Source organism: Streptosporangium nanhuense, from assembly GCF_059358815.1.
This window is the reverse complement of sequence record NZ_JCADBG010000023.1, coordinates 56,600-81,447: the sequence shown is the minus strand read 5'-3', so window position 1 is coordinate 81,447 and position 24,848 is coordinate 56,600. Positions and strand designations below refer to the sequence as shown.

Annotated in this window: 20 protein-coding genes and 1 pseudogene; 10 read left to right on the top strand and 11 right to left on the bottom strand. The window is 72.9% G+C overall.

Features of this window, described 5'->3' with window-relative positions; translation table 11 throughout:
• Nucleotides 1–9: 9 nt before the first annotated feature.
• Nucleotides 10–606: an O-methyltransferase gene (locus tag AC5L38_RS34665; RefSeq protein WP_495247025.1), complete on the bottom strand. Its 597-nt coding sequence runs from the start codon at nucleotides 604–606 to the stop codon at nucleotides 10–12.
• 185 nt (nucleotides 607–791) lie between these two features.
• Here AC5L38_RS34665 and AC5L38_RS34660 point away from each other — a divergent pair, with 185 nt between their 5' ends.
• Both AC5L38_RS34660 and AC5L38_RS34655 read left to right on the top strand, forming a co-directional pair.
• Nucleotides 792–1,586, top strand: coding sequence for an SDR family NAD(P)-dependent oxidoreductase (locus AC5L38_RS34660; protein ID WP_495247024.1), 795 nt, complete (start codon nucleotides 792–794; stop codon nucleotides 1,584–1,586).
• Nucleotides 1,587–1,819: 233 nt separating this feature from the next.
• The gene (locus tag AC5L38_RS34655; protein ID WP_495247023.1) at nucleotides 1,820–3,736 is read left to right on the top strand and encodes an FUSC family protein; all 1,917 of its coding nucleotides are present in this window, start codon (nucleotides 1,820–1,822) and stop codon (nucleotides 3,734–3,736) included.
• 24 nt (nucleotides 3,737–3,760) lie between these two features.
• Here the strand turns inward: AC5L38_RS34655 and AC5L38_RS34650 are convergent, their stop codons facing one another.
• From AC5L38_RS34650 to AC5L38_RS34635, 4 genes are all read right to left on the bottom strand, one after another.
• Nucleotides 3,761–5,134 (bottom strand): GntP family permease, encoded by a 1,374-nt coding sequence (locus AC5L38_RS34650; protein ID WP_495247022.1) that lies wholly within the window; start codon nucleotides 5,132–5,134, stop codon nucleotides 3,761–3,763.
• A complete protein-coding gene (locus tag AC5L38_RS34645) occupies nucleotides 5,131–5,748 on the bottom strand; it encodes a gluconokinase (protein ID WP_495247021.1) in 618 nt (205 codons plus the stop codon). The genes AC5L38_RS34650 and AC5L38_RS34645 overlap by 4 nt, the downstream gene beginning before the upstream one ends.
• Before the next feature lie 285 nt (nucleotides 5,749–6,033).
• The gene (locus tag AC5L38_RS34640; protein WP_495247020.1) at nucleotides 6,034–6,849 is read right to left on the bottom strand and encodes an SAM-dependent methyltransferase; all 816 of its coding nucleotides are present in this window, start codon (nucleotides 6,847–6,849) and stop codon (nucleotides 6,034–6,036) included.
• 503 nt (nucleotides 6,850–7,352) lie between these two features.
• Nucleotides 7,353–8,636: an MFS transporter gene (locus AC5L38_RS34635; protein ID WP_495247019.1), complete on the bottom strand. Its 1,284-nt coding sequence runs from the start codon at nucleotides 8,634–8,636 to the stop codon at nucleotides 7,353–7,355.
• Between the two features lie 175 nt (nucleotides 8,637–8,811).
• Here AC5L38_RS34635 and AC5L38_RS34630 point away from each other — a divergent pair, with 175 nt between their 5' ends.
• Nucleotides 8,812–9,447 carry a DUF998 domain-containing protein gene (locus tag AC5L38_RS34630; protein WP_495247018.1) on the top strand — a complete coding sequence of 212 codons (636 nt, stop codon included), beginning with the start codon at nucleotides 8,812–8,814 and terminating at the stop codon, nucleotides 9,445–9,447.
• A gap of 124 nt (nucleotides 9,448–9,571) precedes the next feature.
• Here the strand turns inward: AC5L38_RS34630 and AC5L38_RS34625 are convergent, their stop codons facing one another.
• Entirely contained in the window at nucleotides 9,572–10,267 is a 696-nt protein-coding gene (locus tag AC5L38_RS34625; protein WP_495247017.1) for a DUF998 domain-containing protein, read from the bottom strand.
• A 301-nt stretch (nucleotides 10,268–10,568) separates the two neighbouring features.
• On the opposite strand from AC5L38_RS34625, the gene AC5L38_RS34620 reads away from it, so the two are divergent.
• Nucleotides 10,569–10,901, top strand: a complete 333-nt coding sequence (locus AC5L38_RS34620) for a YciI family protein (protein ID WP_495247016.1) — start codon at nucleotides 10,569–10,571, stop codon at nucleotides 10,899–10,901.
• Between the two features lie 48 nt (nucleotides 10,902–10,949).
• Nucleotides 10,950–12,233 (top strand): annotated as a pseudogene (locus AC5L38_RS34615) (RNA polymerase sigma factor); the annotation flags it as partial.
• An 890-nt stretch (nucleotides 12,234–13,123) separates the two neighbouring features.
• On the opposite strand, the gene AC5L38_RS34610 reads toward AC5L38_RS34615, so the two are convergent.
• Nucleotides 13,124–14,227 carry a TRM11 family SAM-dependent methyltransferase gene (locus AC5L38_RS34610; RefSeq protein ID WP_495247015.1) on the bottom strand — a complete coding sequence of 368 codons (1,104 nt, stop codon included), beginning with the start codon at nucleotides 14,225–14,227 and terminating at the stop codon, nucleotides 13,124–13,126.
• Nucleotides 14,228–14,693: 466 nt separating this feature from the next.
• Between AC5L38_RS34610 and AC5L38_RS34605 the strand changes: the two genes are divergently transcribed.
• Complete coding sequence (locus AC5L38_RS34605; protein ID WP_495247014.1) at nucleotides 14,694–15,353, top strand: HAD family hydrolase; 660 nt, start codon at nucleotides 14,694–14,696, stop codon at nucleotides 15,351–15,353.
• A 175-nt stretch (nucleotides 15,354–15,528) separates the two neighbouring features.
• Here AC5L38_RS34605 and AC5L38_RS34600 read toward each other — a convergent pair whose 3' ends face one another.
• A complete protein-coding gene (locus AC5L38_RS34600; protein ID WP_495247013.1) occupies nucleotides 15,529–16,497 on the bottom strand; it encodes an aldo/keto reductase in 969 nt (322 codons plus the stop codon).
• A 369-nt stretch (nucleotides 16,498–16,866) separates the two neighbouring features.
• Here AC5L38_RS34600 and AC5L38_RS34595 point away from each other — a divergent pair, with 369 nt between their 5' ends.
• A complete protein-coding gene (locus AC5L38_RS34595) occupies nucleotides 16,867–18,180 on the top strand; it encodes a hypothetical protein (protein ID WP_495247012.1) in 1,314 nt (437 codons plus the stop codon).
• A 294-nt stretch (nucleotides 18,181–18,474) separates the two neighbouring features.
• Here the strand turns inward: AC5L38_RS34595 and AC5L38_RS34590 are convergent, their stop codons facing one another.
• The 3 genes from AC5L38_RS34590 to AC5L38_RS34580 all read right to left on the bottom strand — a co-directional run bounded on the left by AC5L38_RS34590 (nucleotide 18,475) and on the right by AC5L38_RS34580 (nucleotide 21,692).
• Complete coding sequence (locus AC5L38_RS34590; protein ID WP_495247011.1) at nucleotides 18,475–19,704, bottom strand: alginate lyase family protein; 1,230 nt, start codon at nucleotides 19,702–19,704, stop codon at nucleotides 18,475–18,477.
• A 201-nt stretch (nucleotides 19,705–19,905) separates the two neighbouring features.
• Nucleotides 19,906–20,568 (bottom strand): response regulator, encoded by a 663-nt coding sequence (locus tag AC5L38_RS34585; protein ID WP_495247010.1) that lies wholly within the window; start codon nucleotides 20,566–20,568, stop codon nucleotides 19,906–19,908.
• Nucleotides 20,565–21,692: a sensor histidine kinase gene (locus AC5L38_RS34580; protein WP_495247009.1), complete on the bottom strand. Its 1,128-nt coding sequence runs from the start codon at nucleotides 21,690–21,692 to the stop codon at nucleotides 20,565–20,567. Before AC5L38_RS34580 ends, AC5L38_RS34585 begins: the two co-directional genes overlap by 4 nt.
• A gap of 276 nt (nucleotides 21,693–21,968) precedes the next feature.
• Here AC5L38_RS34580 and AC5L38_RS34575 point away from each other — a divergent pair, with 276 nt between their 5' ends.
• From AC5L38_RS34575 to AC5L38_RS34565, 3 genes are all read left to right on the top strand, one after another.
• Nucleotides 21,969–22,325 carry a DUF6223 family protein gene (locus tag AC5L38_RS34575; RefSeq protein ID WP_495247008.1) on the top strand — a complete coding sequence of 119 codons (357 nt, stop codon included), beginning with the start codon at nucleotides 21,969–21,971 and terminating at the stop codon, nucleotides 22,323–22,325.
• A 344-nt stretch (nucleotides 22,326–22,669) separates the two neighbouring features.
• Nucleotides 22,670–23,545 carry an NAD-dependent epimerase/dehydratase family protein gene (locus AC5L38_RS34570; protein ID WP_495247007.1) on the top strand — a complete coding sequence of 292 codons (876 nt, stop codon included), beginning with the start codon at nucleotides 22,670–22,672 and terminating at the stop codon, nucleotides 23,543–23,545.
• A gap of 34 nt (nucleotides 23,546–23,579) precedes the next feature.
• Nucleotides 23,580–24,845, top strand: a complete 1,266-nt coding sequence (locus AC5L38_RS34565) for an enolase C-terminal domain-like protein (protein ID WP_495247006.1) — start codon at nucleotides 23,580–23,582, stop codon at nucleotides 24,843–24,845.
• Nucleotides 24,846–24,848 lie beyond the last annotated feature (3 nt).

Sequence of the window (24,848 nt, the reverse complement as noted above, 5' to 3'; positions counted from 1 at the left end):
CCTCGGTGTCTAGCGGCGGACCCCGACGACGGTGCTGAGGGTGTCTGACAGGGGGATGTCGACGGCCCGGAGCGCCGGGTGCTCCAGCCAGTGGACGCGGGCGGAGTCGGGGTGGCCGAGATGCTCCGGAGGCCAGGTGGCCGACGGGGTGAAGTCGTCGACGACCAGCACGCCACCGGGGACGAGCAGCCGCTCGGGGTCGGCGGCGGCCCCGCCGTCCTTACCCTGGCCGCCGCCGTCCAGCACCAGGAGGTCGTAGGGCCCGTGCGCGTACACCTCGGTCCAGTCGGCGTGCAGGACGCGGACGCCGGGGGTGGCGGCGAAGATCTCGGCGGCGACCTCCGCCCGGTGCCCGTCCCGCTCGACGCTGATCGTCTCGACCCCCGGCCGCGCACCGGTGGCGAGCCAGGCCAGGCCCACCCCGTACCCCGTTCCCGTCTCGGCGATCCGGCGGGTGGCGCCGCCCGCGAGGGCGCGCAGCAGGCGGCCCTGCTCGGGGAGGCAGGAGAACGCGAACCCGTGCCGCCCGGCCGCGGCGACCGCGCGGGCCACCAGCGGCGGGAGGCCGGTCTCGCCCCGGTACGCGGCGGTGCCCAGCGGAGACATGAGTGAATTATCAGGAAAAATCACTGTCATTCCCATCCGTTTCCCGCAAACGATCACCGTCCGCGCGTTCCACCCCGGCGGACACGGGAACGAACACCGGGTCAGCTGGACGACATATCGCCAGGTGGTGAAGCGCCCGCCCGCATCGGCGGGCGGCTCCACACCGGGTTCCAAGGACGTGACGCATGCATATCGATCTCACCGGCAAGACGGCGCTGGTCACCGGATCCACCCAGGGCATCGGGGCGGCCATCGCCGCCGGCCTGGCCAGGGCGGGCGCGACGGTGGCCGTCAACGGCCGCAAACCCGACAAGGTGGAGGCCGCCGCCGACGCGCTGCGCGCGGAGGTCCCCGGCGCGCGGGTCGTCGCGCTCGCCGCCGACCTCGCCACCGAGGAGGGCGCGGACCGCGCCGTGGACCTCCTGCCGGACGTCGACATCCTGGTCAACAACCTCGGGATCTTCGAGTCGAAGGACGCCCTGGAGATCACCGACGAGGAGTGGCGCCGCTACTTCGAGGTGAACGTCCTGTCGGCGGTCCGCCTCACCCGCGCCTACCTGCCGGGGATGACGGCTCGCTCCTGGGGGCGCGTCCAGTACATCGCCAGCGACTCCGCGATCGTCACCCCCATCGAGATGATCCAGTACGGCATGTCCAAGACCGCCCTCCTGGCCGTCTCGCGCGGCTTCGCCAAGAGGGCGGCGGGCAGCGGCGTCACCGTCAACTCGGTGATCGCCGGTCCCACCCACACCGGCGGCGTGGAGGAGTTCGTCTACGAGCTCGTCGACCGGAACCTGCCCTGGGACGAGGCCCAGCGTGTCTTCATGCTGGAACACCGCCCGAACTCGCTCCTGCAACGGCTGATCGAGCCGGAGGAGATCGCCAACATGGTCGTCTACCTCAGCTCGCCGCAGGCCTCCGCCACCACGGGCGGCGCCCTCCGCGTCGACGGGGGGTACGTGGACGCCATCGTCCCCTGAGCGCCACCCGCGCCCGCCGGTCGCGGGGACACGGTGCCCGTTCATGGTGCCGGTGCGGGCCCCGGCACAGGGCCGGGGCCAAGGCGGACGGGGCAAGGCGGTGGTCAAGCCTTCGTCGGTGAACGCGGGGATAACCCGGCGGGACGGGCGGGTAGGGATGCGCCGTGAACCGTGAAGCGACCACCGCGCGGCCGGGCCCGCCCGGCGTGCCGGCGGACTGAGCACGGCGAGCGATGCCCCCGCTCTTCCGGCGGGCCGCCGACCGGCTGACCGACGCCGCCCCCGGCTGGCTGGTCGAGACGGTCAGGCCCGCACCCGCGCCGCTCCAGTGGTGGCCGATGCTGCGCATGGCCGTGGCGGTGACCGTCCCGCTCCTCATGGGGTTCGCCTCGGGGAACGCGGTGGCCGGTCTGATGCCCGCCATGGGCGCCATGAACGCCGGGCTGGCCGACCGGGGCGGCCCCTACCGGGTCAGGATCACCCGGATGGGCGCGGCCGGTGCCGCCGGGGCGCTGGGGTACCTCATCGGGGCCGCGGTCCACGGCCACGGCTGGTGGACGGTCCCGGTCCTGGTGGCCGTCTCGGTGGTGTCCGCGTTCGTCAGCACGAGCGGCGCCACGGGTTCGGCGGCGGGGCTGCAGCTGCTGGTGATGACCGTGATCGCCACCGGTGTGAGGCTGCCGGGGCCGCCGAGCGCGAACGCGCTGGCGTTCCTGCTGGGCGCGCTCTGGGTGATCGTGCTGGGGGTCGCCGACTGGCCGTTCCATCCCAGGGCGCCGGAGAGGGCCGCCGTGATCGCGGTCTACACGGCTCTCGACCGGCTGTTCACCGAGCACGACGCCTCCGCGCTGAAGGAGTTCGACACCGCCCTCAAGGCCGGCTACGACGTCGTGCTCGGCGCCCGCACCCCGGCGGGAGGGCTGGATCCCGACCGCACCCGCCTGATCGCCCTGCTGAACCAGGCCTCGCTGCTCCGCAACGCCCTGCTGTCGCTGCGCTACGAGCGGCGCGAGCCGCCCGCCGAGCTCGCGTCCGCCCTCAGGGCCGTCGCCACGTCGCTCGCCGGCGGGCCCCGGCCTCAGATGCCGCCCCGCGCGCGGTACGACTCGCCCGCCGCGCGCGCCCTGTACTCCGCCGTGCGGGGGGCCGTCGAGCTGGTGTCCGGGGCAGAGGTCGCGGCGGACCAGCTGCCGTACGAACCGGTCGGCTACCGCTCCCGGCTCCGGGACGCGGTGGAGGGGATGTGGCGGGGCCACCTCGTCCGCGTCTACACGGTCAGGCTCGCGCTCTGCATGGGCGTCGCCGCCACGCTCAGCGGGTTCGGCTGGTTCGAGCGGTCCTACTGGATGATGCTGACCGTCGCGCTGGTGCTCAAGCCCGACTTCGGGTCGGTGTTCGCGCGTGCCGTGCAGCGCGCGCTCGGGACCGTCGTGGGCACGCTGATCGGCACCCTCGTGCTCGTCCTGGTGCCGTACGGCCCGCTGCTCCTGATCCCCATCGCGGTGTGCGCGGCGCTCCTGCCGTACGGCCTGCAACGCAACTGGGGGCTGATGTCGACCTTCCAGGCGCCGCTGGTCCTGCTCCTGGTTGACCTGCTGACGCGCGGGGGCCCCCGGCTGGGCGGGATCCGGCTGGTGGACACGACGGTCGGATGCGTGATCGTCCTGGTGCTGGGATACCTGCCGTGGTCGGCGAGCTGGGAGGCGCCGGTCGGGCCGAGGTTCGCCGACGCGGTGACGGCCACCGCCGACTACCTGCGGCACGCCTTCGACGCCGGGCACACCGGCAGGGCGCGGCTGCGCCGCAGGGCCTACGACGCCCTGGCCGACCTGCGGACGGTCTTCCAGCGGGCGATGGCCGAGCCGCCCGTGATCAGCAGGCGCGTCACCACCTGGATGCCCGCGATGGCCGCGCTGGAACGGGTGGCCGACGCGACCGCCACCACCGTCGCGCGCACCGAGCGCGGCGTGCCGCCACCGCCCGAGGAGGCCGTCCGGGGCCTGGCGGACACCCTGGAGAGGATCGCGGCGGACGTCCGCGAGGGGCGAGAGCCGCCCGACCCCGGGTCCGGTGACGAGGAAGCCCTGGAGCGGGTCGACTCCGCCGTCCGCTGCCTGCGCGACACGGTCTCCGGAAAGCACTCGTGCTGACCGGACACCGCGTCCCGTGAAGGCTTACAGGAAAAGGCTCAGGAGCAGGACGAAGACCAGGCCGGTCACCGAGATGATCGTCTCCATCACCGACCAGGTCTTGATGTTCTGGCCCACGGTGAGCCCGAAGTACTCCTTGACCAGCCAGAAGCCCGCGTCGTTGACGTGGGAGAAGAACAGCGATCCCGCGCCGATGGCGAGCACGAGCAGCGAGGTCTCCCCGACGCTGAGGTTGGCGACCAGCGGGGCCAGGATCCCCGAGGCGGTGACGGTCGCGACGGTCGCCGAGCCCGTCGCCAGCCGGATGAGCACCGCGACCAGCCAGGCGAGCAGCAGCACCGACAGGCCGCTGTTCTCCACCCACGTGGCGATGAGGTCGCCGATCCCGGTGTCGATCAGCGTCTGCTTGAAACCGCCGCCGGCGGCCACGATCAGCAGGATGCCCGCGATCGGCGGCAGCGACTGCTCCAGGGACTTCGCGACCGCCTTCCTGTCCATGCCGGCGCCGAGGCCCAGGGTGAACATCGCCACGATGACGGCGATGAGCAGCGCCACCAGCGGCGTACCGAGGAAGTCGAGCACGGTGCGCAGGACGTTGCCCTCGGGGGCGAGGATGTCGGCGAGGGCCTTGCCCATCATCAGCACGACCGGCAGCAGCACGGTGGCCAGGGTGACGCCGAACGACGGCCGCCTGGTGTCCTCGGCCGGGGGCCGGGTCTCGTAGAGCTCCGGTGCCGGTACGTCCACCCAGCGGGCCGCGTACTTGGCGAACAGCGGTCCGGCGATGGCGACCGTCGGGATGGCGACGAGCACGCCCAGGCCCAGCGTGATGCCGAGATCGGCCTTGAGCGCGTCGATGGCGACCAGCGGGCCGGGGTGCGGGGGGACGAGCCCGTGCATCACGGAAAGGCCCGCGAGCGCGGGTATGCCCACCCGGATCAGGGAGACGCCGGAGCGGCGCGCGACCAGGAAGATGACCGGCATCAGCAGGACGAGGCCGATCTCGAAGAACATCGGCAGGCCGATCAGCGCGCCCACCGCGGCCATCGCCCAGGGCAGGGAGCGGGGGCTGGACCGGCCGACGATCGTGTCCACGATCTCGTCGGCCCCGCCGGAGTCGGCGAGCAGCTTGCCGAACATCGCGCCGAGCGCGATGAGCGTGCCGACCCCGGCCGCGGTGCTGCCGAACCCGTCGGTGAAGGCGGCGATGGTGTCGGTCATCGCCAGGCCCGCGACGGCCCCGACCGCCAGCGAGCCGAGGGTGAGGCTCAGGAAAGGGTGCAGCTTGAAGTACGTGATCAGTACGACGATCAGCGCGATGCCGACGAGCGCGGCCGGGACGAGCCTGCCGGGGGAGGTGGCGGCGGGCTCGGCGAGCGCGGTCAGCAGGGGGCTCACCTCGCGCTCCCGGCCTCGCCGGCGTCCCTGCCCGGGTCCGGATTCCGGTCCCCGTCCCCGTCCCGGGAGGTGGCCGCCGGGGGCGTCCGGGCCGTCGCGGCGAGGTAGGCGTCCACGAGCTCGTCGACGCTCCTGGCGAAGTCGAGGACGATCCCCTGCTCGTCGGGCTCCAGGGGCTCCAGGGTCTTGAACTGCGACTCGACCAGCGAGGCGGGCATGAAGTGCCCCGGGCGGCCGGCCACTCTGCGGCGTACGGCGTCCATGTCGCCGTGGAGGTGGACGAAGGTCACCGTCGGCGCGGCCTCCCGCAGGATGTCCCGGTAGCCCCGTTTGAGCGCCGAGCAACTCGCGACGCCCCCGGTGGCGGCGTGCTCGGCGAGCCAGGCGCCGATCGAGCGCAGCCAGGGCAGCCGGTCCTTGTCGTCGAGGGGGATCCCGTCCGACATCTTGGCGATGTTGGCCTCGCTGTGGAAGTCGTCGGCGTCGGCGAACGGCAGCCGCAACCGCTGGCTGAGGGCGGCGCCCACGGTGGTCTTGCCGGAACCGGTCACACCCATGACGACGAGCAGCGCGGCGCCGGGGGGTGGTGCGACGGGATCCTGAGCGGGGTTCATGGAGACGGCCTCCCATGTCGATCTTCGCGACAGCCTGGCTGGATCGTTGATTTACAACCCAAAGTCAAGGATCATAAATCATATTTTGTAGCGTTATATCCCCATTTGGGGTGTTTAGTCGCCGCAGGGGACGACGACCGAACGACTATGAGACTGCACCGGAGCGCCCCGAATAAACTCGGCGCGCTGGTCGCGTCGGGTGATCTCGCCGCCGGTCACGTGCCGGGATCGTGGAGGCCGTTGCCACGCCCGGGGGTGCGTCCGGACCGCGTCCGGACGCAGGCGTCAGGGTTTGCGGGCGACGCCGCAGAACTGGGAGACCTCCGCGGGCTCGCCCCACGGGGTGTGTTCCGGGCGCCATCGCGAGCAGGAGACCACCCCGGGCTCCAGGAGGTCCAGGCCGTCGAAGAACGAGGCGAGGTGGCCGCGGTCGCGGGCCACGATCGGGGTGCCGCCCCGTTCCATGAACTGCCGCATCGCCTCGTGCATGGCCTCGCCGTGAACCTCCGCGGTGGCGTGCGCGATCACCAGGTGGCTGCCCGGCGGGACGGCGTCGACCAGGTCCCGTACGACCTTCACGACCTCGTCGTCATCGGTGAGGTGGTGCAGGATCCCCAGCAGCATCAGCGCGACGGGCTTGGTGAGGTCGAGGGTCTCCGCCGCCACCCGCAGGATGTGGTGGGGGTCGCGCAGGTCGGCGTCGATGTAGGTGGTGGCGCCCTCGGGGTTGCTGACGAGCAGGGCGCGGGCGTGCACCAGGACCAGCGGGTCGTTGTCGACGTAGACGACCCGTGACTCCGGGGCGAGCCGCTGCGCCACCTCGTGCGTGTTGTCGGCGGTGGGCAGGCCCGTGCCGATGTCGAGGAACTGGCGGATCCCGGCGTCGGCGACGAGGTGCTTGATGCAGCGGCCGAGGAACGCCCGGTCGGCGCGGGCCGAGTCGACGATGCCGGGGATGAGCCCCTCGACCATGTCCCCGGCCTCGCGGTCGGCGGGGTAGTTGTCCTTCCCACCCAGCCAGTAGTTCCAGATGCGGGCCGAATGCGGCCGATCGGCGTCGAGCTCCACGGGCTGCCAGTCAGACTCGCGAGAGGTACTCATGGGGGTGGAATCCGTTCATGAGGTATTCGCATCGGATGGGATGGGAGGTAGTGGATCACAAGCGCGATGTTCGGGGCAAATCAACAACGCATCCACGGGTGTTGTGAAACTTTCACGAGGCCGCCGATTCGCGTGATGAACAGCGGTGGACCTCAGATGTCCCGGGGGGCGAGGAAAGCGACAATTCACTCAAAGGTTCTGTCGTCGTAGCCCGGACACCCCGGCGGCGGAGCTCTCGCCTCTCCTCTTTCCCCGTGTCCGGCGCGCTTCGGGCCCGCTTCGGGAACCGGTCGTCCTGCGGTGGAGGTGACGGGATATTAAGGCGAAAAGATGCGATATTGCAGGCGGGTAAAAAGCATTCTCGGGCGGCGGGTTTTTGCTGAGACGAATGCTCGGCGGCAGGGGCGGAAAACCCTGCCCCCGAGTGTGTGCCGCGCCGGTGACCGCGCCGGTGACCGCGTCGGTGACCATGACGGTGACGTCACCGGTGGCGGCCGTGGTCGTCAGTCCTCGCGCGGGCAAACCCCCGGCGCGGTGCTCGCCGGAAGCGCGGACCCGGCGAGCCGGGCGGCCCTCAGCAGCGGGATCGCCGAGGCGAGGGTGCCGAGCACGCAGAGCGCGAGCACCGGCAGCTCCACCAGGGGCCCCGCCTCGGTGAGGAGGGCCTCGCCGAAGAAGGGGGTGACATAGGTCAGGTACCGCGTTCCCACGAACGTCCCGGCGATCGCCGCCGAACCGGTGAACAGGATCAGCGTGGTGCCCGTACGTCCCAGCAGCCGGCCCGGTGTGATCACCTGCCGGTGGCTGAGCAAGGCCAGCGCGGTGACCGTCCACCCGGCCCAGGGGACGAACTCGCCGAGCAGATACCAGAGCGGGCCTGCCGGCGTGCCGGTCAGGGCGCGCAGGAGCACGAACGGCTGGGTCACCACGACGGCCAGCCACGCCAGCCGGAGAGCGCCGACGCGCCGGTGCAGCAGCACCGCGACCAGCGCTCCGGCCGACGGTGCGACCTTGATCACAAGCGACAGGACCGTGACGAGGTCCTCGTGGCCGCCGTCCCCGCGCGGCGGACGCCCGCTCACCGCGTCGGCCAGTGGCGCCAGCAGCGCCGACACCACCAGGTACACGGTCATCGCCCGCAGCACCGGCCGGGTCAGGGTGAAGCGCACCCCCGCCACGGCCTCACGCCACCAGCCCGCCCGGGGCCCCGGCGGCTCCTCGGACACGTCGAGGCGGCGGAACAGCGGCACCGAGGCGGCGGACGCCACGGCCATGACCGCCAGGACGGCCGGCACGACGACGTCGTCGACGAGCATCAGCGGAGCGGCGAGGGAACCGATCGACGCCACGCAGAACAAGGCGGCGTTCACCGGGACCAGCCGGTCGCGGCCGACGACGGACGGGACGTAGGCGTCCCGGGTGACCTCTCCCGTGGTCCACACGATCGCCAGTACCACGATGGCCACCGCGAAGTGCGGGAACCCGGCCACCCCCAGCCAGGAGACGACCGCGAGGGAGGCGAGCGTCCCCGCGCCCAGCAGGCCCGTCACCACCAGGGCCGACCCGCGCCGCACCCGGTCGACCAGCACGCCGAGGGGGAGGGCCAGCAGCAGCGGTATCAGGAGCGCGGCCATCTGCAGCCTGCCGATCTCGCCGAAGCCGGTGTTCAGCAGGAGCAGGGCGGGGAAGGCGATCGTGGCTGCCGGGACGCACATACCGAGCTGCTGGCTCAGGCCACCGGGCAGGAACGACGGCGGACGGCGCCGCGGCGGGCTGGGGGAGATCATTCGCGCATCCTTCACAACACCCGTGAAAGTGGCAAACCAGCCGGTCGTGGCCGCGCGCGTACGGCGGACGGCTGATTCTCGCGACGTGCTGACGGGGGATGTCCGGAACGGGGCCGGTGGCTCCGACGTCTCCGCCGAGCGGCACCGCAGGGGTGCCAGGCGAGGAGACAGAACCGTGAAGTACAAGTTGCCGGCCTGCGGCGTCGTCGCGGGCCCGCTGTTCGTCGCGGTGGTGCTGATCCAGGCGTTCACCCGCGAGGGGTACGACCTGGGCCGCCACCCGATCAGCCTGCTGAGTCTCGGGGACCTGGGGTGGATCCAGATCGCCAACTTCACCGTGACCGGCGTGCTGTACGTGGCCTGCGCCGTCGGCCTGTGGCGGGCGCTGCGCCCCGGCCGGGGCGGAACCTGGGGCCCGCTGCTGGTCGGCCTTCTGGGGGCGGGGCTGATCGTGGGCGGGGTCTTCGTCACCGACGCGGGCGCCGGGTACCCGCCGGGCGCGCCGGCCGGGGCACCCGAGATCAGCTGGCACGGTGCCGTGCACGGTCTCGGGCCCATGCTGGCGGTCGGCGGGATGACGGTGGGATGCCTGGTGTTCGCCCGCCGGTTCGCCGCGCTCGGGCGGTGGGGCTGGGTCGCGGTGTGCGTCGTGACCGCCGTGACCGCCGTGGTGCTCACCGCGTGGCCCGACCCGGAGGGCCTCAGCGTGCGGCTGCTGCTCGCGTCGGCGGTCCTGTTCGCGTTCGTGGCGGCTCTGGCGCTCCGCGTGATGCGCGGCCTTCCGGACGCGGCCGCCGCCGGCCGTACCTAGGGACGGAGATCTCCTCCACGGTCCGGAACGGGGACGGTACGACGGGCGGGAGCGGGAAAGGCCGGGGCTCCCTCGCGTCGCGAGGGAGCCCCGGCCCGTGGAGGCGGTCCCGGTGGAGTACGGCCTAGCGGAGCGCGGCCCGCTTGTCCGCGGCCACCACGGAGATCCACACCATCGCGGTGATCGCGCCGACGGCCAGGGTCAGGGAACCGGCCCGCCCGCCCGACATCGCCCAGCCGTCGCCGAGGGCGAACACCAGGCCGCTGAGCCGCGAGGCCGCGGCGAAACCGGGGCGACCGGCGCGGGAGAAGTGGCGGCCCAGGACGAAGCAGGCGGCGATGAGGGCGGTGAACGCGATGGACCCGGCGACCAGGTGCATGAGCGCGTGCCAGCTCAACGTGCCCGTCTGGCCCAGGGGGGTGCCCGCGGGGAATCCGTCGCCCGGGTCCATCACGAAGACACCGGCGGCGGCCATCATGACGCCGTTGACCAGGATCAGCCGGGGCGCCCACGTACCGCCGGGCGTGCCGCGCACGACGTGGCGCAGGCCGACCGCCCCGGCGACCGTCAGGGCGCCGCTGAGCAGGAAGTTGGCGATCTGGAGCCAGCCGAGGTCGCCGGTGGCGAGCATGCTCAGGGGGTGGCGCGTCAGGTCGAACCCCTCGCGGGTGAAGACCTGCGCCAGCGACACGACCGCGAAGAGGGGAGCGGCGGCGACGGAGCAGGCGAGCAGCACGCGCGTCGCGGGGGTGACGGAGTTACCGGTGGAGCCGTTGGAGCGGGTGGAGCCGGTGGCGATGCCGGGCTGGGTGGCGGTCATGTCTGTTCCTCTCGGCGCGACGGAGGTCCGTCGCCGTTCTCGGTCCGCCGGTTCGCCCGGCCTCGCTGACGCGTCGAACGGACCGGCCGGAAATCGACGCCGCCCCTCCGGAGAGCCTCCGTCACGCCCCTGAGCTGCGACCACCCGGACCGGATCGGCATTCCCCGTCACATCGCATTCCCTGTCACATCCGGCCGCCGCCCAGGTCGGGCGGTACGTGTCGATTTCCGGCCGGTCCGTTCGACGCGTGGCCGAGGACCGGCGAGGATCGGTCACCTGACCACCCGAAGGAGATATGGCGATGCGGTTCCTGATGACGACCAAGGGCGGCGACGCGGCACCCCCGACCGAGGCGATGTACGCCGAGATGGCCGCCTTCGTCGAGGAGATGACCAGGGCCGGAGTGCTGCTGGCGACCGGCGGCCTGGACCCGGCCGGCACCCACATCTCGGCCTCCGGCGGCGAGATCACCGTCACCGACGGGCCGTTCACCGAGGCGAAGGAGGCGATCGTCAGCTTCGCGCTCGTCGAGGCGCGCTCGAAGGAGGAGGCCGTCGAGCTGGCCCGGCGCTTCTGGAGGATCGTCGGCGACGGCGAAGGGGACATCCAGCAGGTCTTCGGCCCGGAGGGCTGACCGGGCGCTTGCGTACCCGGTCCTCAGGGTGCTCTGATCGGGCACGTGATGTCCGGGGACGCCCACCGCGCGGTCGACGCGGTCTGGAAGATGGAGTCGGCGAGGATCGTCGCCGGGCTCGTCCGGATGGTGGGCGATGTGGGGCTGGCCGAGGAGCTCGCGCAGGACGCGCTCCTGGCGGCCCTCGAACAGTGGCCGGAGGCAGGCGTCCCGGACAACCCGGGCGCCTGGCTGATGGCCGTCGCCAAGCGCCGCGCCATCGACCACCTGCGCCGCGAGGAGCGGCTCGGTCTCCGGCACGAGCAACTCGCCCACGACCTCGCCACCGGGCAGGACACCGCCGGGGCCCGCGGGAGCACGGGGAGCGCCGAGGCCGACATCGACGCGGCCCTCGGCGGCGAGGTGGGCGACGACGTCCTGCGCCTGATGTTCGTCTCGTGCCACCCGGCGCTGCCCGCCGAGTCCCGGGTGGCTCTGACGCTGCGGCTGCTCGGCGGGCTGCGCACCGAGGAGATCGCACGGGCGTTCCTCGTCTCCGAGCCGACCGTCGCGCAGCGCGTCGTCCGGGCCAAGCGCACCCTCGCCGCCCTCAGGATCCCCTTCGAGGTCCCGGAGGGCCCGGATCGGGCGGCGCGCCTGTCGTCGGTCCTCGGGGTCGTCTACCTGGTGTTCAACGAGGGGTACGCGGCGAGCGCCGGCGACGACCTGATGCGCCAGGACCTCTGCCAGGAGGCGCTGCGCCTGGGCCGCCTGCTGGCCGGACTCGCGCCCGGCGAGGCCGAGGTGCACGGCCTGGTCGCGCTGATGGAGCTCCAGGCGTCGCGGTCGGCCGCCAGGACGGGAGCGTCGGGGGAGCCCGTCGCGCTGCACGAGCAGAACCGCGGGCGCTGGGACCAGCTCCTCATCCACCGGGGATTCACGGCCCTGCTGCGCGCCAGGCGGTGCGCCGCGCCTTTCGGCCCGTACGTGCTGCAGGCCGCCATCGCCGCGTGCCACGCGCGGGCCCGTACGGCGGAGGAGACCGACTGGACACAGATCACCGCCCTCTACGAGGCGCTCGCCCGGGTGCTGCCCACCCCTGTCGTGCAGCTCAACCGCGCGGTCGCGCTGGCCATGGCGCGGGGCCCGGAAGCGGGTCTGGCGCTCGTCGACACGCTGGTCGGCGAGCCGGTGTTCAAGGGCTACCACCGCCTGCCCAGCGTGCGCGGTGACCTGCTGGCCAGGCTCGGCCGCCACGAGGAGGCCCGGCGGGAGTTCGAACGCGCCGCCGCCCTCACCCTCAACGGCCCGGAACGCGCCATCCTCACGGGCCGCGCCGCGGCCTGCGCCGACATCACCGCGCGGGGGGCGGCCGGACCGGGAGGGGGTACGCCGAGGGCGGTCGTCACCCTGGCCGAGGCCGCCGACGCCTTCCTCGCCCGTGACGACCTGGACGCCGCGACCGTCCGCTCCTACCGCCAGACGATGAATCGGCTGCGCCGCGACCTCGGTGACGACATCCCGCTGCCGGACGTGACCGCCGCGCGGGTCGCGGAGATCTTCGGTGCCGCGTGGGGAGACGCGGCCCCCGCCACGTGGAACCGCCACCGCGGGGCCGTCCGCTCCTTCCGCGCCTGGGCCGCCGCCCGGTCGATCGTCACCTCGGATTCGCCGGCTGCCGGCCATGGGGCGTCGGCCGCCGACCAGGGCGGTGACCAGGGCGGTGGCGTGGGCGGTGGAGTGCCCCGTGACCTGGCCGCCGGGATCGGGCGCAGGCCCGAACCTCGGGGGCGCACCCGTCCCATGGACCGGCCGCGGATCGAGGCGCTCTGGGAGCGTCCGGACATCGCCCCGCGCGAGCGCGCCCTGTGGCTGCTGCTCCACGAGAGCGCGGCCGGGGCGGGCCCGGTGCTCTCGCTCAACGTCGAGGATCTCGATCTGGCCGGGAGGCGCGGGAAGGTGGCCACCGGATCCGGCTGGGTGCACTGGCGCTCCGGGACCGCCGAACTCCTCCCGTACCTCGTCGCGGGCCGTCGCCGGGGCCCGCTCTTCCTGTCCGACCGCAGGCCCGGCCCCGGCCGGCCCCCGGCACCCGACGACCTGTGCCCGGAGACAGGCCGTCGCAGGCTCTCCTACGAACGGGCCGAATACCTGTTCAAGCGGGCCACCGGCCACACCCTCAACCAGCTCAGGACCCGATAGGGGCCCGTCCGGCGTCTCCTCCCGCCGGGACGGGCCCATGGTCACGACCCCCTTCGCTCGCCGGGCGCCGCGAACTGGACGAGGAAGGGCTGCGCGCCGGAGATCCGGACACGCTGGACGTGCAGCGGGACGAACCGCTGCCGGATCCCGGCCGCGATGTCACCGGCGTCGGGAAGCAGGACCACGGCCATGCCGCCGGGAGCCAGGACACGGCGCAACTCCGCCCACCAGTGCGAGGGGGAGGCGGAGAGCCGTCCCCGCGCGGCGACCTGGCCGTTCCAGGGCGGATTGCACAGGACGCGGTCGACGCCGCCGTCCGGCAGCGGCAGGTGACCGGCGTCGGCCCGGCCGAGGGAGATCGGCAGCCCCGCCGCGTTCTCTCTCGCCGCCCGCAACGACTCCGCGGACAGGTCGAAGCCGCGGAGAAGGGCCCGCGGCCGGTGGAGCCCGGCCTCGATCAGCAGGGTTCCGGCGCCGCAGCAGGGGTCGAGGACCGTGTGCCCGGGATGGATGTCGGCCATCCGCACCATCGCGGCGGCCAGCGGGGGATGCAGGGTCCCCGGGATGGAGCGCCGTTTGTAGGCGCGCCGGTGCAGGGGCCGGTCGCTGATCCTCAGCATGAGGGTGGCCCGCGCGCCGTCGAGGGTCAGCCGCCACCCGCTGTGCGCGGGCGGCGGCCCGACGCCCGCCCGCCGCGAGTGGTAGCCGGTACCCAGCCGCCGCGCCAGGACCTGGCCGACGGCGTCCTCGGCGTCGTACCGGTTGAAGGTACGCCTGCCCAGGAACGACGCCGACACCTCGACCCCGGCGACCCCGGCGACCCCGGCGACCCCGGAGACCGCGCCGGGACCTCCCTGCTCCTCCCGCAGCCGCATCAGCGTGCCGACGTCGGCGGCGTCGGCGAGCCGGGCGAGCCCGGTGAGGTCCCGCTTGGTCGTGCCGATGTCGGGCCGCTGCGCGGCGAGCAGGAACACGTCGTCCGCCGTGCTCAGCCCGACGGCTCGCGGCCCCGACGGGAACGTACGGAAATGGACCTCGCGATGCCCCAGCTGGGTGACCGTTCCGAGTCCGAGCTGGAGTATCTCGGCCGCGACCGTCGGCTCCAGCCCGTGAACGCACCGCGCCACCAGGCGCGCCGCCGTCACGAGACGGTGAGGACGCCGGGACGCGGTGCGGTGAGAAAACTCGCGCGAATGCGCATAGTGATCGTTCTTCTCCCACGTCAGCCCGGGACGGCGCTGCGCCGTCCCGCGTCGTCGACGACGGGGTGTGCCTCGTTTCGCCGACGGGGGCTCAGCGGAGGTTGAAGAAGAACGAGTACGTCATAACCGAGAATTCTAGCGATCGAGACCGCGTGCGCAACCGGCGGTGGAGGCGCGACCAAGGGAAATCGGCGAGGTTCGAGCTCGCGTCCGACGTCGCGCCGGGCAACACCGTCGATCTGGGTGATCCACATGGAGGGGCGATGCTGGAAGATCGGCGATCTGGCCGCGGCGACGGGTCTTGCCGTCCCGCGACGCTTTCTTCGCAAAGCGCGTCAGGCAGGTTCTTTCCCCAATCCCGGGGACGCCGTTCCGAATGACGCCGTACGGGCGGGGGCACATCCCCCACATGGCCGACACCGCCATCCTCGACATCGACGGCACCCTGGTCGACACCAACTACCAGCACGCGCTCGCCTGGTTCAAGGCGTTCGGGCGCTACGACGTGTGGCTGCCGGTGTGGCGCATCCACCGGCACGTCGGCATGGGCGGGGACCAGCTGGTGGCCGCCCTCGCCGGTGACGACGTCGAGCGGCGGCACGGCGACGCGCTGCGCGACGCTTGGGTGGAGGAGTTCGACGTGTTCCTCGACGACATACGGCCTGTCGAGGGAGCCACGGAACTCCTGGACGAGCTCGGCGGGCGCGGGTTCACCATCGTGCTGGCCTCGTCGGGCAAGCCGCAGCACGTCGAGCACTTCCTCGACCTCATCGACGGCCGGTCACGCTGCCGGGCGTGGACCACGTCGGAGGACGTCGAGGCGACCAAGCCCGCGCCCGACCTGCTCCAGGTGGCGCTCGCCAAGGTCGAGGGCGCGTCGGGTGTCGCGGTGGGAGACTCCACCTGGGACTTCCTCGCCGCCCGCAGGGCGGGCATACCCGGCATCGGGGTCCGCACCGGAGGCTTCTCGCCCGGGGAGCTTCGCGAGGCCGGGGCCGACCACGTCTTCGACTCCCTTCCCGAGCTGATCGGCAATCTCGGCCGTACCCCGCTGCGCGCCCCTCCCTGAGCCGCACCCTCGGAGAGGCCCCGGGCCTGAGGAGGTTCCGGGTACGGCGGGGATACCGGGATCGGAGAGGTCCCGGGCCTGGTGAGGATCCCGGGCTCCGGCCCGGTACCAGGTCCGGCCCGCTACCAGGTCCGGGCCGGTACCGGGTCCGGGGCGTTCCCGGATGCGGGGCCGGTCAGCTCCAGGGCAGGGCGCCGCGCTTCGCCCAGTAGTCTTCCGGCTCCTCCACCAGCCCGGCGAGCCGCTCCTCCAGCTCCGCGTCCCAACCGGTCCCGGCCGCGGCGAGGTTGTCGCGCAGCTGCCCGGCCGAGACCGCGCCGCTCAGCACCACCCCGGCCCAGGGCCTGGCCAGTACGGCCGCCAGGGCGAGCGCGTCCGGCGTGGTGTTCCTCTCACGCGCGGCGGCCACGAGCGCGGCGGGTGCCGCCCGGACGGTCAACCGGCCGTTCGCCACGCCCTCCTTGACGATCACACCCATCCCCGCCTCGTACGCTCGCCCGAGAGCCTCACCGGCCGAGCGTTCCAGCAGGTTCCACGTCGACTGCACCGTGTCGAACAGCCCGGCCCCGATCGCCCGCCCGACCGTGTCCGCCTGGCGCGGCCCGCTCGTCGACAGCCCGATCGCGACCCCCTCGGCCCGCAACGCGCGCAACCCGTCGAGCACGTCCTCGTCGTCGAGCACGCCGCTCTCGACCGTCGCCGAGTGGATCTGGTAGAGCGACAGGTGCTCGCCGAGCAGCTCGCGTGTCTGTTCCAGCTGGACGCGGAACCGGTCGGCGGTGAGCTCCTTCACCTCGTGCCGCTCGGCGTCCAGCCGCCAGTCACCGACGTAGGCGTATCCCCACTTCGAACCGACCGTGACGGCCCCCGGGGCGATCCCGCGCTCGCGCAGCCACCCGGCGAGGAACTCCTCCGCCCGCCCGTACGAGCGCGCCGTGTCGAGGTAGCGCACGCCCGCCGCCCACGCCGCGTCGAGCACGGCCCAGGTGCGCGACCGCATCGCGGCGACGTCCCGGCCGTCACCGAGGTCCTCGGCGCGGCCGAGCGTGATGTAGGCGGGACGGCCGAGGGCCGCCAGCCCCAGGCCGAGCGATGTCACGGACAGGGCGGTCTGGCCCAGCGGGCGTCGGACCAGCGCGTTCATGGGCGCCAATATAGCGACCACGCGTCCGGGGGCGCTCGGAACGCTCGGAGCGCATCGGCCCCCGCCCGGCTTTCACACCGCCTCCGCGCCGCCTCCGCAGCACCGCGTCGTGCCGGTGGTGGTTACCATCGCCGGGGCCGTTCGTGGCTTTACATATCGAATTGGTTTTATGTTTTCTTGCTGCTCTCGCGGAGGTTTGAGCGCTTCTCGAAAGCCCGTCTTCCTCGCTCGGATGCGGGGAAGTCTGACTCCTTTCTTTACAAATCACACAATTCCTGGACTTATCGAGATTGGGGGCTAAAAGTAGAAAACAGTCGGCTCCACAGGGATACGGGGAGATACTCCGGCCGGAGCTGTTCTGGAGGGCGCATGGGGAAGTGGCGGGCCGTGGTCGTCGCGGTGCTGGCGCTGTTCGTTCTGGGCGCGGGGGCGCCGTTTCACGTGGCTGCCGAGAAGTCGTACGAGGTGTGGCTGGTCGACCAGTCCAACACCAACGGGCTCGCCCACGGCGGCACCGTCAGCGTGTACTCCGGACGTGACGTCACCAAACAGTTGTCGTCGGCGCGACCCGTCCACGTCATGGATCTGGGCGGCGCGACCACGTCCCTCTGCCTGGCCAGGACCGGCAGCGTGCCCGTGCGCCCGCACATGATCGTTTTCAACAAGGCCGACACCCACGCCGCGCTCGCCTTCGTCGCCAGCGGCCACGTGGTCGTCTTCGACGCCCGCACCCGGCAGCCGCTCACCTGTCTCCTCACCGAGGCCGGAGCGGGGGGCGTGCGGCAGGCCCACGCCCTCTGGCCCACCGAGGACGACAGGTACCTGATCATCGCCAACCAGAACGGCAAGAAACTGGAGCGCGTCAGCACCGACTACGCCTCGAACACCTTCGTCCAGCAGCCGGCCGCGACGGTCGACCTGGCCGGTTGCACCACTCCGAACGGCGCGCCGTGCCAGTCACCCGCGCTCCGGCCGGACAACGCGCCGATCTGCCCGTTCATCGCCTCGGACAACGGCCCGGTCTTCGTCAGCCTGCGGGGCGGCGGGATGCTCGTGGTCGACTGGCACACGACGCCGATGTCCATCGTGGGGGAGTACGACGCGACCAGGATCCCGGCGAACGGGTGCGGGTTCGTCGAGGCGAAGGGCACCGTCTTCGGCAACGGGGGCGGGGGCACGCACAGCAACCTCGACCAGTTCACCGTCTTCCGGCTGCCGATGGGCGGCTACTCGCCCGCGAACCCGCCCAACACCCCGCCGGTGCAGCTGCTCCTCAACGACGACACGTCCGAGCGCGACGCCCACGGCGTCCTCGCGTCCGACGGGGAGCGGTACGTGTGGGCCGGTGACCGCGACGCCAACGTCGCCGAGGTCTTCGACGGGGCGAGCGGTGCCCACGTCGACACGGTCGACCTCGTCTCGCCGTTCAGCGCGGACCCGACGGTCGACCTCTTCGCCGTCTCCCCGGACCACAAGTGGGCCTTCGCCTCGACGCGGGGGCCGAACCCGCTCTCCGGCGACCCGCACTCCTCCCACGGGAGCGACCCGGGAATGCTGATCCTCAAGCTGACCGGCAACGGCAAGAAGGGCACGGTCGAGGGTCTGGTCAGGATCTCCAACGTGGACGCCGGCGGTGTCCAGCGGGCCGACGCCCACGGCATCCGCGTGCGGCGTACGGACTGACCAGGCATCCGCGTGTGGTGTGCGGCGTACGGACTGACCCGGGATCCGCGCGCGGCGTGGGTCGTACGAACTCACCCGGGATCCGCGCGCGGCGTGGGTCGTACGAACTGACGCCGCGTGTGAGCCGGCCGGACGAGGTGGCGGCGGTGCGGTCCGGCGGGCCCGCCGCCGGCTCCCCGATCCGCGGTCTTTTCCGGCCGGGGAACCGGGCCCGGACGCGCGGCTCCGTCCCCCGCCCGTTGGGGCGGGGGACGGAGGAGCGGTCAGGCCCTCACCGGGTGGGAGGTGCCTCGATCACGCGGGGTTGGCGGCGTGGGTCAGGGTCTCCCAGGCGACGAAGAGGACGTTCGTCCCGGCCGGGCGCTGCTGCTCGGTGAGACGCTGGGTGTTCGTCATGGCGATGCCCATCCGGGTGTTCAGGGCGTTGAAGCCGACCTCGGTGATCGGGCCCAGCCCGAGGTGGAGGGTGCCCCCGCACAGCGAGGACGGCACGGCGGCGCCGAGCTGGTACTTCGCCTGCATGCCCAGCGCGTGACGCAGCCGCTCGCTGATCTCCGGGTAGAGGTCCTGGCCCTGGATCCGGGTGGTCTCGGCGAAGTGCGAGATGGCCGACAGCCCGTACCCGGTGTGGGTGAAGTCGCGGCAGGTCTCCTGGGTGAGGCCGTCCATGAAGGTGGACTGGCCCTGCCAGTAGTTGATGATCTCGGCGCGGGTGTCGATGCCGCTCCCCGGAGGCGCCTTGGGAAGCGCGCCGTCGGACGAGATGTAGATGAAGGCCGGCACCCGCCCGCGGAACTTGGCCACGGCCTTGTCGTAGCTCGTCCGGTCCTCGAGGAAGACGGAGATGCCGAGCGCGGCCTCCATCATGCTCAGTTCCCAGTTGCCGTTGCTGTTGGAACCGTTGATGATCTTCGGTAGGTAGACGGTGCGCAGCATGGTGGAGAAGCGGTTGACGGAGGCGGCGGACCACCCGGTGTAGGTGTAGCGGATGATCTCCGCGGCCCTGGGCCACGACGACCCGGCCCACCCGGTCTGCAGCGGGGCGTTGCTGTTGGTGTGATCCCTGATCACCGCGGACCAGGCGTCCATGATCTGGATGGCCTTCTGGGCGTACCTGCTGTCCTGCGTGATGTACCAGGCCAGAGCCATGGTGTACGCGGCGAGCGCGTCCTGGCGCTCGTCGGTGCAGCCGTTGTTGGGGTTGGAGTAGGAGCCGCACTCCACGATCGCGCGCGGCTTGGGGGTCCGCGACAGCGACGCCAGGGAGTGCCCCATCATCTGGTCGAAGGCGCCCTTCCACGGCTGGGCGCCCGCGTTGACCTTCGACCGGACGAAGTCGAGCTGGGCCCTGCTGACCAGGACACCGGGGTGGGTGAAGGTCGCCGGGGCGGCCTGCGCCTGCACTCGCGCGGCCGGGAGGTTCGGCAGCGGCGCGGCACCGGCCGCGGGGGCGGCGAGGGTGGTGACGGCGAGCGCCGTGGCACCCAGGATCGCGGCTGCCGTCGTTCGGATGCGTCTGAGCATGTGGAGCTCCTCGCTGGCCTGACAGGCCAAGGGGGTGGCGAGAGATCTCGGCCGAGGGGGCTTGATGACCGCCCATCCAACCGACCTCGACAGCGATCCGTCAATGTCTTTAGGAAAGTTTCCTAACATTTAAAGGTCCCATCGGGGCTCGTTATGACGCTCCTCCCCGGGCGCGCCCCGGCCCCCTGCGGGCCGTCGAGGTCAGCGGTCGCGCGGGGCCACCAGGCCTGACTCGTACGCGAGGACCACGAGCTGTGCGCGGTCCCGGGCGCGGAGCTTGGTCATGGCCCGGTTGACGTGGGTCTTCGCGGTCAGCGAGCTGATCACCATGCGGCCGGCGATCTCGTCGTTGGACAGGCCCCGCGCGACCAGGGCGACGGCCTCGCGCTCGCGGTTGGTCAGCCCCTCCAGCCCGGTGCCCGTCCTCGCGTCCAGGGGCTGGGCGACGTACCGGTCGATCAGCTTGCGGGTGATCGACGGCGCGAGCAGGGCGTCGCCGCGCGCGGCGACGCGGACGGCGTGCAGGAAGTCCTCCGGCACGATGTCCTTGACGAGGAATCCGGCCGCGCCGGCGCGCAGGGCGTCGAAGACGTACTCGTCGAAGCCGTAGTTGGTCAGGATCACGACGTGCACCCCGGCCAGTGCCGGGTCCGCGGCGATGCGCCGGGTCGCCTCGATGCCGTCGACGACCGGCATCTGGACGTCGACGAGGGCGACGTCGGGCAGGTGTGCCCTGGCCTGGGCCAGGCCCTCCAGCCCGTCGCCGGCCTCGGCCACCACCTCGATGTCGTCCTCGAGGTCGAGGATCGCGCGAAACCCGCTGCGGATGAGCGGCTGGTCGTCGACCAGCAGGACACGGATCACGGCGTCCGGTCCACCGGGAGTTCGGCCTGGACGGTGAAGCCGCCCTCGCCGCGCGGTTCCGCCCGGAGCCGGCCGCCGAGGGCGGCGACCCGTTCGCGCATCCCGAGCAGCCCGACACCGGGCACCGGCGCGGTGCCCGGCGTGGCCCTGCCGTCGTCGTCGACGCGGATCGCGAGGGCGTTCGGACGGCAGTCGATCCGGACCGACGCCGTGGTGGCGTCCGCGTGACGGGCCACATTGGTGAGCGACTCCTGGACGATCCGGTAGACGGTCCGCTCCACCGCGGCCGGTACGTCGTGCCGCCGTCCCTCGATCGTCAGCGTCGCGTCCAGGCCGGTCGTCCGGGCTCGTTCCACCAGTTCCGCGACGTGGTCGAGCCCGCGCGGCGGGGTCGTGTCGTCGTCGCGCAGCGCCTCCAGGGTCGCGCGCAGCTCCCGGGTCGCCTCACGTCCGGCCTCCTGGATCGCGAGCAGGGCCTCGGGCACCCGCTCGCCACGCCTGCGGGCCACGTGGACGGCGACCTCGGCCTGCACCTTGATGATCGAGATCTGGTGGGTGAGCGAGTCGTGCAGTTCCCGCGCGATGCGCAGCCGCTCCTCGTCGGCGCGGCGCCGCGCGGTCTCCTCCCGGGTGCGCTCGGCCTCGTCCGCCCGCCGCTCGGCCTGCCGCAACGCCTCGCCCGCGGCACCGGCCGCGATCAGCCAGGCCAGCTCCAGGGCACCCCGGGCCTGCGCGAACGCCTCGCCCGTGTCGTGCAGGCCCGAGGCCAGGGCCGCGAGGGGGAGGGCGGCCAGCATGGCCACGCTCGCCACCACCGTGGCGGTGCGGTGTCCCGCCCGCACGGCCGCGTACACCGCGAACAGGTAGGCGACGGCCGGCACGTCGAAACCGGCCGCCTGGTGACCTGCCGCGCACAGCCCGGTGACGACCAGGACGGGAACCGGCGCCCGGCGGCGCGCGGCCAGCGCCAGGCCGCCCGCCACCGGCAGCGCGTAGCCGAGCAGGTCGAGGCCGGTGGCGGAGCGCTGCCCGGACAGCCCGGTGACCAGCAGCACCGCCGCCACGCCGACGGCGATCACCCAATCCCCGACACCGGCCCGGACCCCGGGCCGTCCTGTGCTCATGCGGGCAACCTATCCGGATGCCGCCGCGGGCGGATCCGGCTGACGGATGAACGGTCGTCTACCACGTACGCGGTACCTTCCCGGCGCCTGCGGCGCCCGCGGCAACCGGGTGCGCCGTCCGCGGCAGCGCGAAGTGCGTCCGCACGCGGGACGACGGGCGGCGCGGCCGGAGGACATGATCGGGGCCACACCCGGCCCCGGGAACGGAGCGCACGAGGACCCCGGGAGCGGGACACACGAAAGAGAAGAGGAAAGATGAGCCCATCAGGAGTCCTGATGACGGTCGCCCCCGGCGGTGTCATCGGCGACGGGCGGACCGGGGCCAACCTGGCCATAGCGGTGGTGCTGGTCGGCCTGGTCGCCGGCGGGCTGGCCCTGGCCCGCTCCACGGGCCGTGCCGGCACCGGAAGTCGTCTCGGCACCGGGAACGGACGGGCCGGAGCCTTCGTGGCCCTGGTGGCGGGGCCGGTCGGCACGGCTCTCGCGGTGCTGCACCTGGCCACCTCCACCGGCGGCCCCGGCACCGGGAACGGGCGGGCCGGGGCCGTCGTGGCCATGGTGCTGGGGCTGGCCGGCACGGTCCTCGGCGGGGCGGCCCTGGCACGCCGCCGGCGCGCCTCGCGGGCCGGCTGACCACGGACACGGCCGGCTGCCCCCGGACACGGCCGGCTGCCCCCGGACACGGCCGGCTGCCCCCGGACACGGTGCCGGGGGCGCGACCGGCGGACGTCGGAGGCTGGACGTTGGATACGGGGCCGTGACCGGCGGATGCCGGAGGCGGACGATGGGCATGGTGCCGGGTCGTGACCGGCGGGCGCCGGTGGTGGACGACGCCACCTCGGAGACCTCCCGGGCGCGTCCCGACGCGCCCGGGGCGCACCGCTATTGACACGGCAATGGCGGGGTAGCAAGCTGATCTCATATGTACAAATCGATTTGCAACACAGGCGTGCCCTTCCCGCCGCAGGTGGTGACGCATGGGTGAGGTCCCACGGCGGGTCCTGGTGACCGGGGCCGCGGGCAGGCTGGGGCGGCTGATGCTCGACCTGCTCGCGCACCGGGGCGTGGCGGCCACCGCCCTCGACCTGCACGACCCGGGCGGGCCGGTGGCGGGCCGGGTGGTCGTCGGGGACGTGGGAGACCCGGCGACGGTGCGCGACGCGCTCGACGGCGTGGACGCCGTCGCGCACTTCGCCGCGATCCCGGCCCCGGTCCTCGGCACGCCCGAGGAGGTCTTCTGCGGCAACACCCGGGCGACCTTCGTGGTCCTGGAGGAGGCGGGCCAGGCGGGAGTGCGCCGGGCCGCCATCGCGAGCAGTTACTCCGTGCTCGGCCTCCCCTGGGCCTCGCGCCCGCTGCACCCGGCCTACCTGCCGATCGACGAGTCGCTGCCCCTGCAGGTCGAGGACCCGTACGGGCTGTCGAAGCAGGCCGACGAGGCGACCGCGGCGATGATGGCGCGCCGCCACGGCATGACGGTCGTCGCGCTGCGCTTCCCCCTGCTCGGCGGGCCGGGGGACAAGCTCGACAAGCGCGCGGAGGAGTACGCGCAGGACCCCGGCTCCGGCGCCGCCGAGCTGTGGACCTACCTCGACGGCAGGGACGCCGCCCTCGCCACCTGGCGGGCGCTCACCCGGCCGATCGAGGGCTACCGCGCGATCTTCGTGACGGCCGAGGACACGCTGGCCCCGCAGCCCACCGAGGAACTGCTCGACCGCTTCCACCCCGGGGTCGAGCGGCGGGCGCCGGTGCCGGGCAGGGCCGTCCCGATCGACCTGGGAGAGGCCCGCCGCCTGCTCGGCCTCACCGTCCGGCACCCCTTCCCCGTGCCGGGCGCGGCGGAGACCGCGTGACATCCCTTCCCGTACCGGACGCCGCGGAGGCCGCGTGACATCCCTTCCCATGCCCGAGACCCAGGCCCCCTGGCCCGCCAGGGACGCCCTCCGCGTAACGGGGGTGCGGCCGATCGTCACCGCCCCCGAGGGCGTGCCCCTCGTGGTGGTCCGGGTCGACACCAGCGACCCCGGCCTGTACGGCCTGGGCTGCGCGACCTTCACCCAGCGCTTCCACGCCGTGGCCGCCGCGGTGGAACACCACGTCGGCCCCCTCCTCGTCGGCCGCCACCCCGCCGACATCGAGGACATCACCAGGATGGTCCACTTCTCCTCCTACTGGAGGGGCGGCCCGGTCCTGAACAGCGCCCTGTCGGGAGTCGACCAGGCACTCTGGGACATCGCGGGCAAGCGTGCGGGCATGCCCGTGTACGAGCTCCTCGGCGGCCGGGTGCGCGCCGCGGCCGACACCTACCTGCACGCGGGCGCGGCCACCGTGGAGGAGACGATCGAGGAGGCCCAGGCGATCCTGGCCTCCGGATACCGCCACGTACGGCTCCAGACGGGGGCGCCGGGACTCGGCCACTACGGCTCGCCGGGCTCGCCGGGCGGCTACCCCGGCTCCCCGTACCCCGACGGATGGGACGTGCAGCGCTACCTGCGCGACACCCCGAAGCTGTTCGAGCGGGCCCGCCGGGAGCTGGGGGAGGAGCCGGGCCTGATGCACGACGTGCACTCGCGGCTCACCCCCAAGCAGGCGATCGCCCTCGCGCGGGCGCTCGAACCGTACCGGCTCTTCTTCCTGGAGGATCCGATAGCGCCGGAGTTCTACGACCGCCTGCCCGAGGTACGCGAGGCCGCCCCGATGCCCATCGCGGCGGGCGAGCAGCTCAGCTCCGTCGCCGACGCGGCCAGGATCGTCCGCGAGGGCGGGGTCGACCTGCTGCGGCTGCACGTCTCGTCGGTGGGCGGGCTCACCCCCGCGCGCAAGCTGGTCGCGCTCTGCGAGCTGACCGGCGTGGGCACCGCCTGGCACTCGCCGGCGGACGTCTCACCGGTGGGCGCCGCCGCCAACGTGGCGCTCGACGTGACCACCCCCGCCTTCCAGATCCAGGAGGGGCACATCTATCCCGGGGCCGTCCACGAGGTCTTCCCCGGCACGATCGGCCCCGTCAACGGATACCTCTACCCGAACGACGCGCCAGGCTGGGGAATCGACCTGGACGAGACGCTGGCGGCCAAGTATCCGCCGCTGGAGCACCTCCACGAACGCTGGTCGGCCCGGGTGCGCCGGCCCGACGGCGGCATCGAGCCGCCCTGAGAA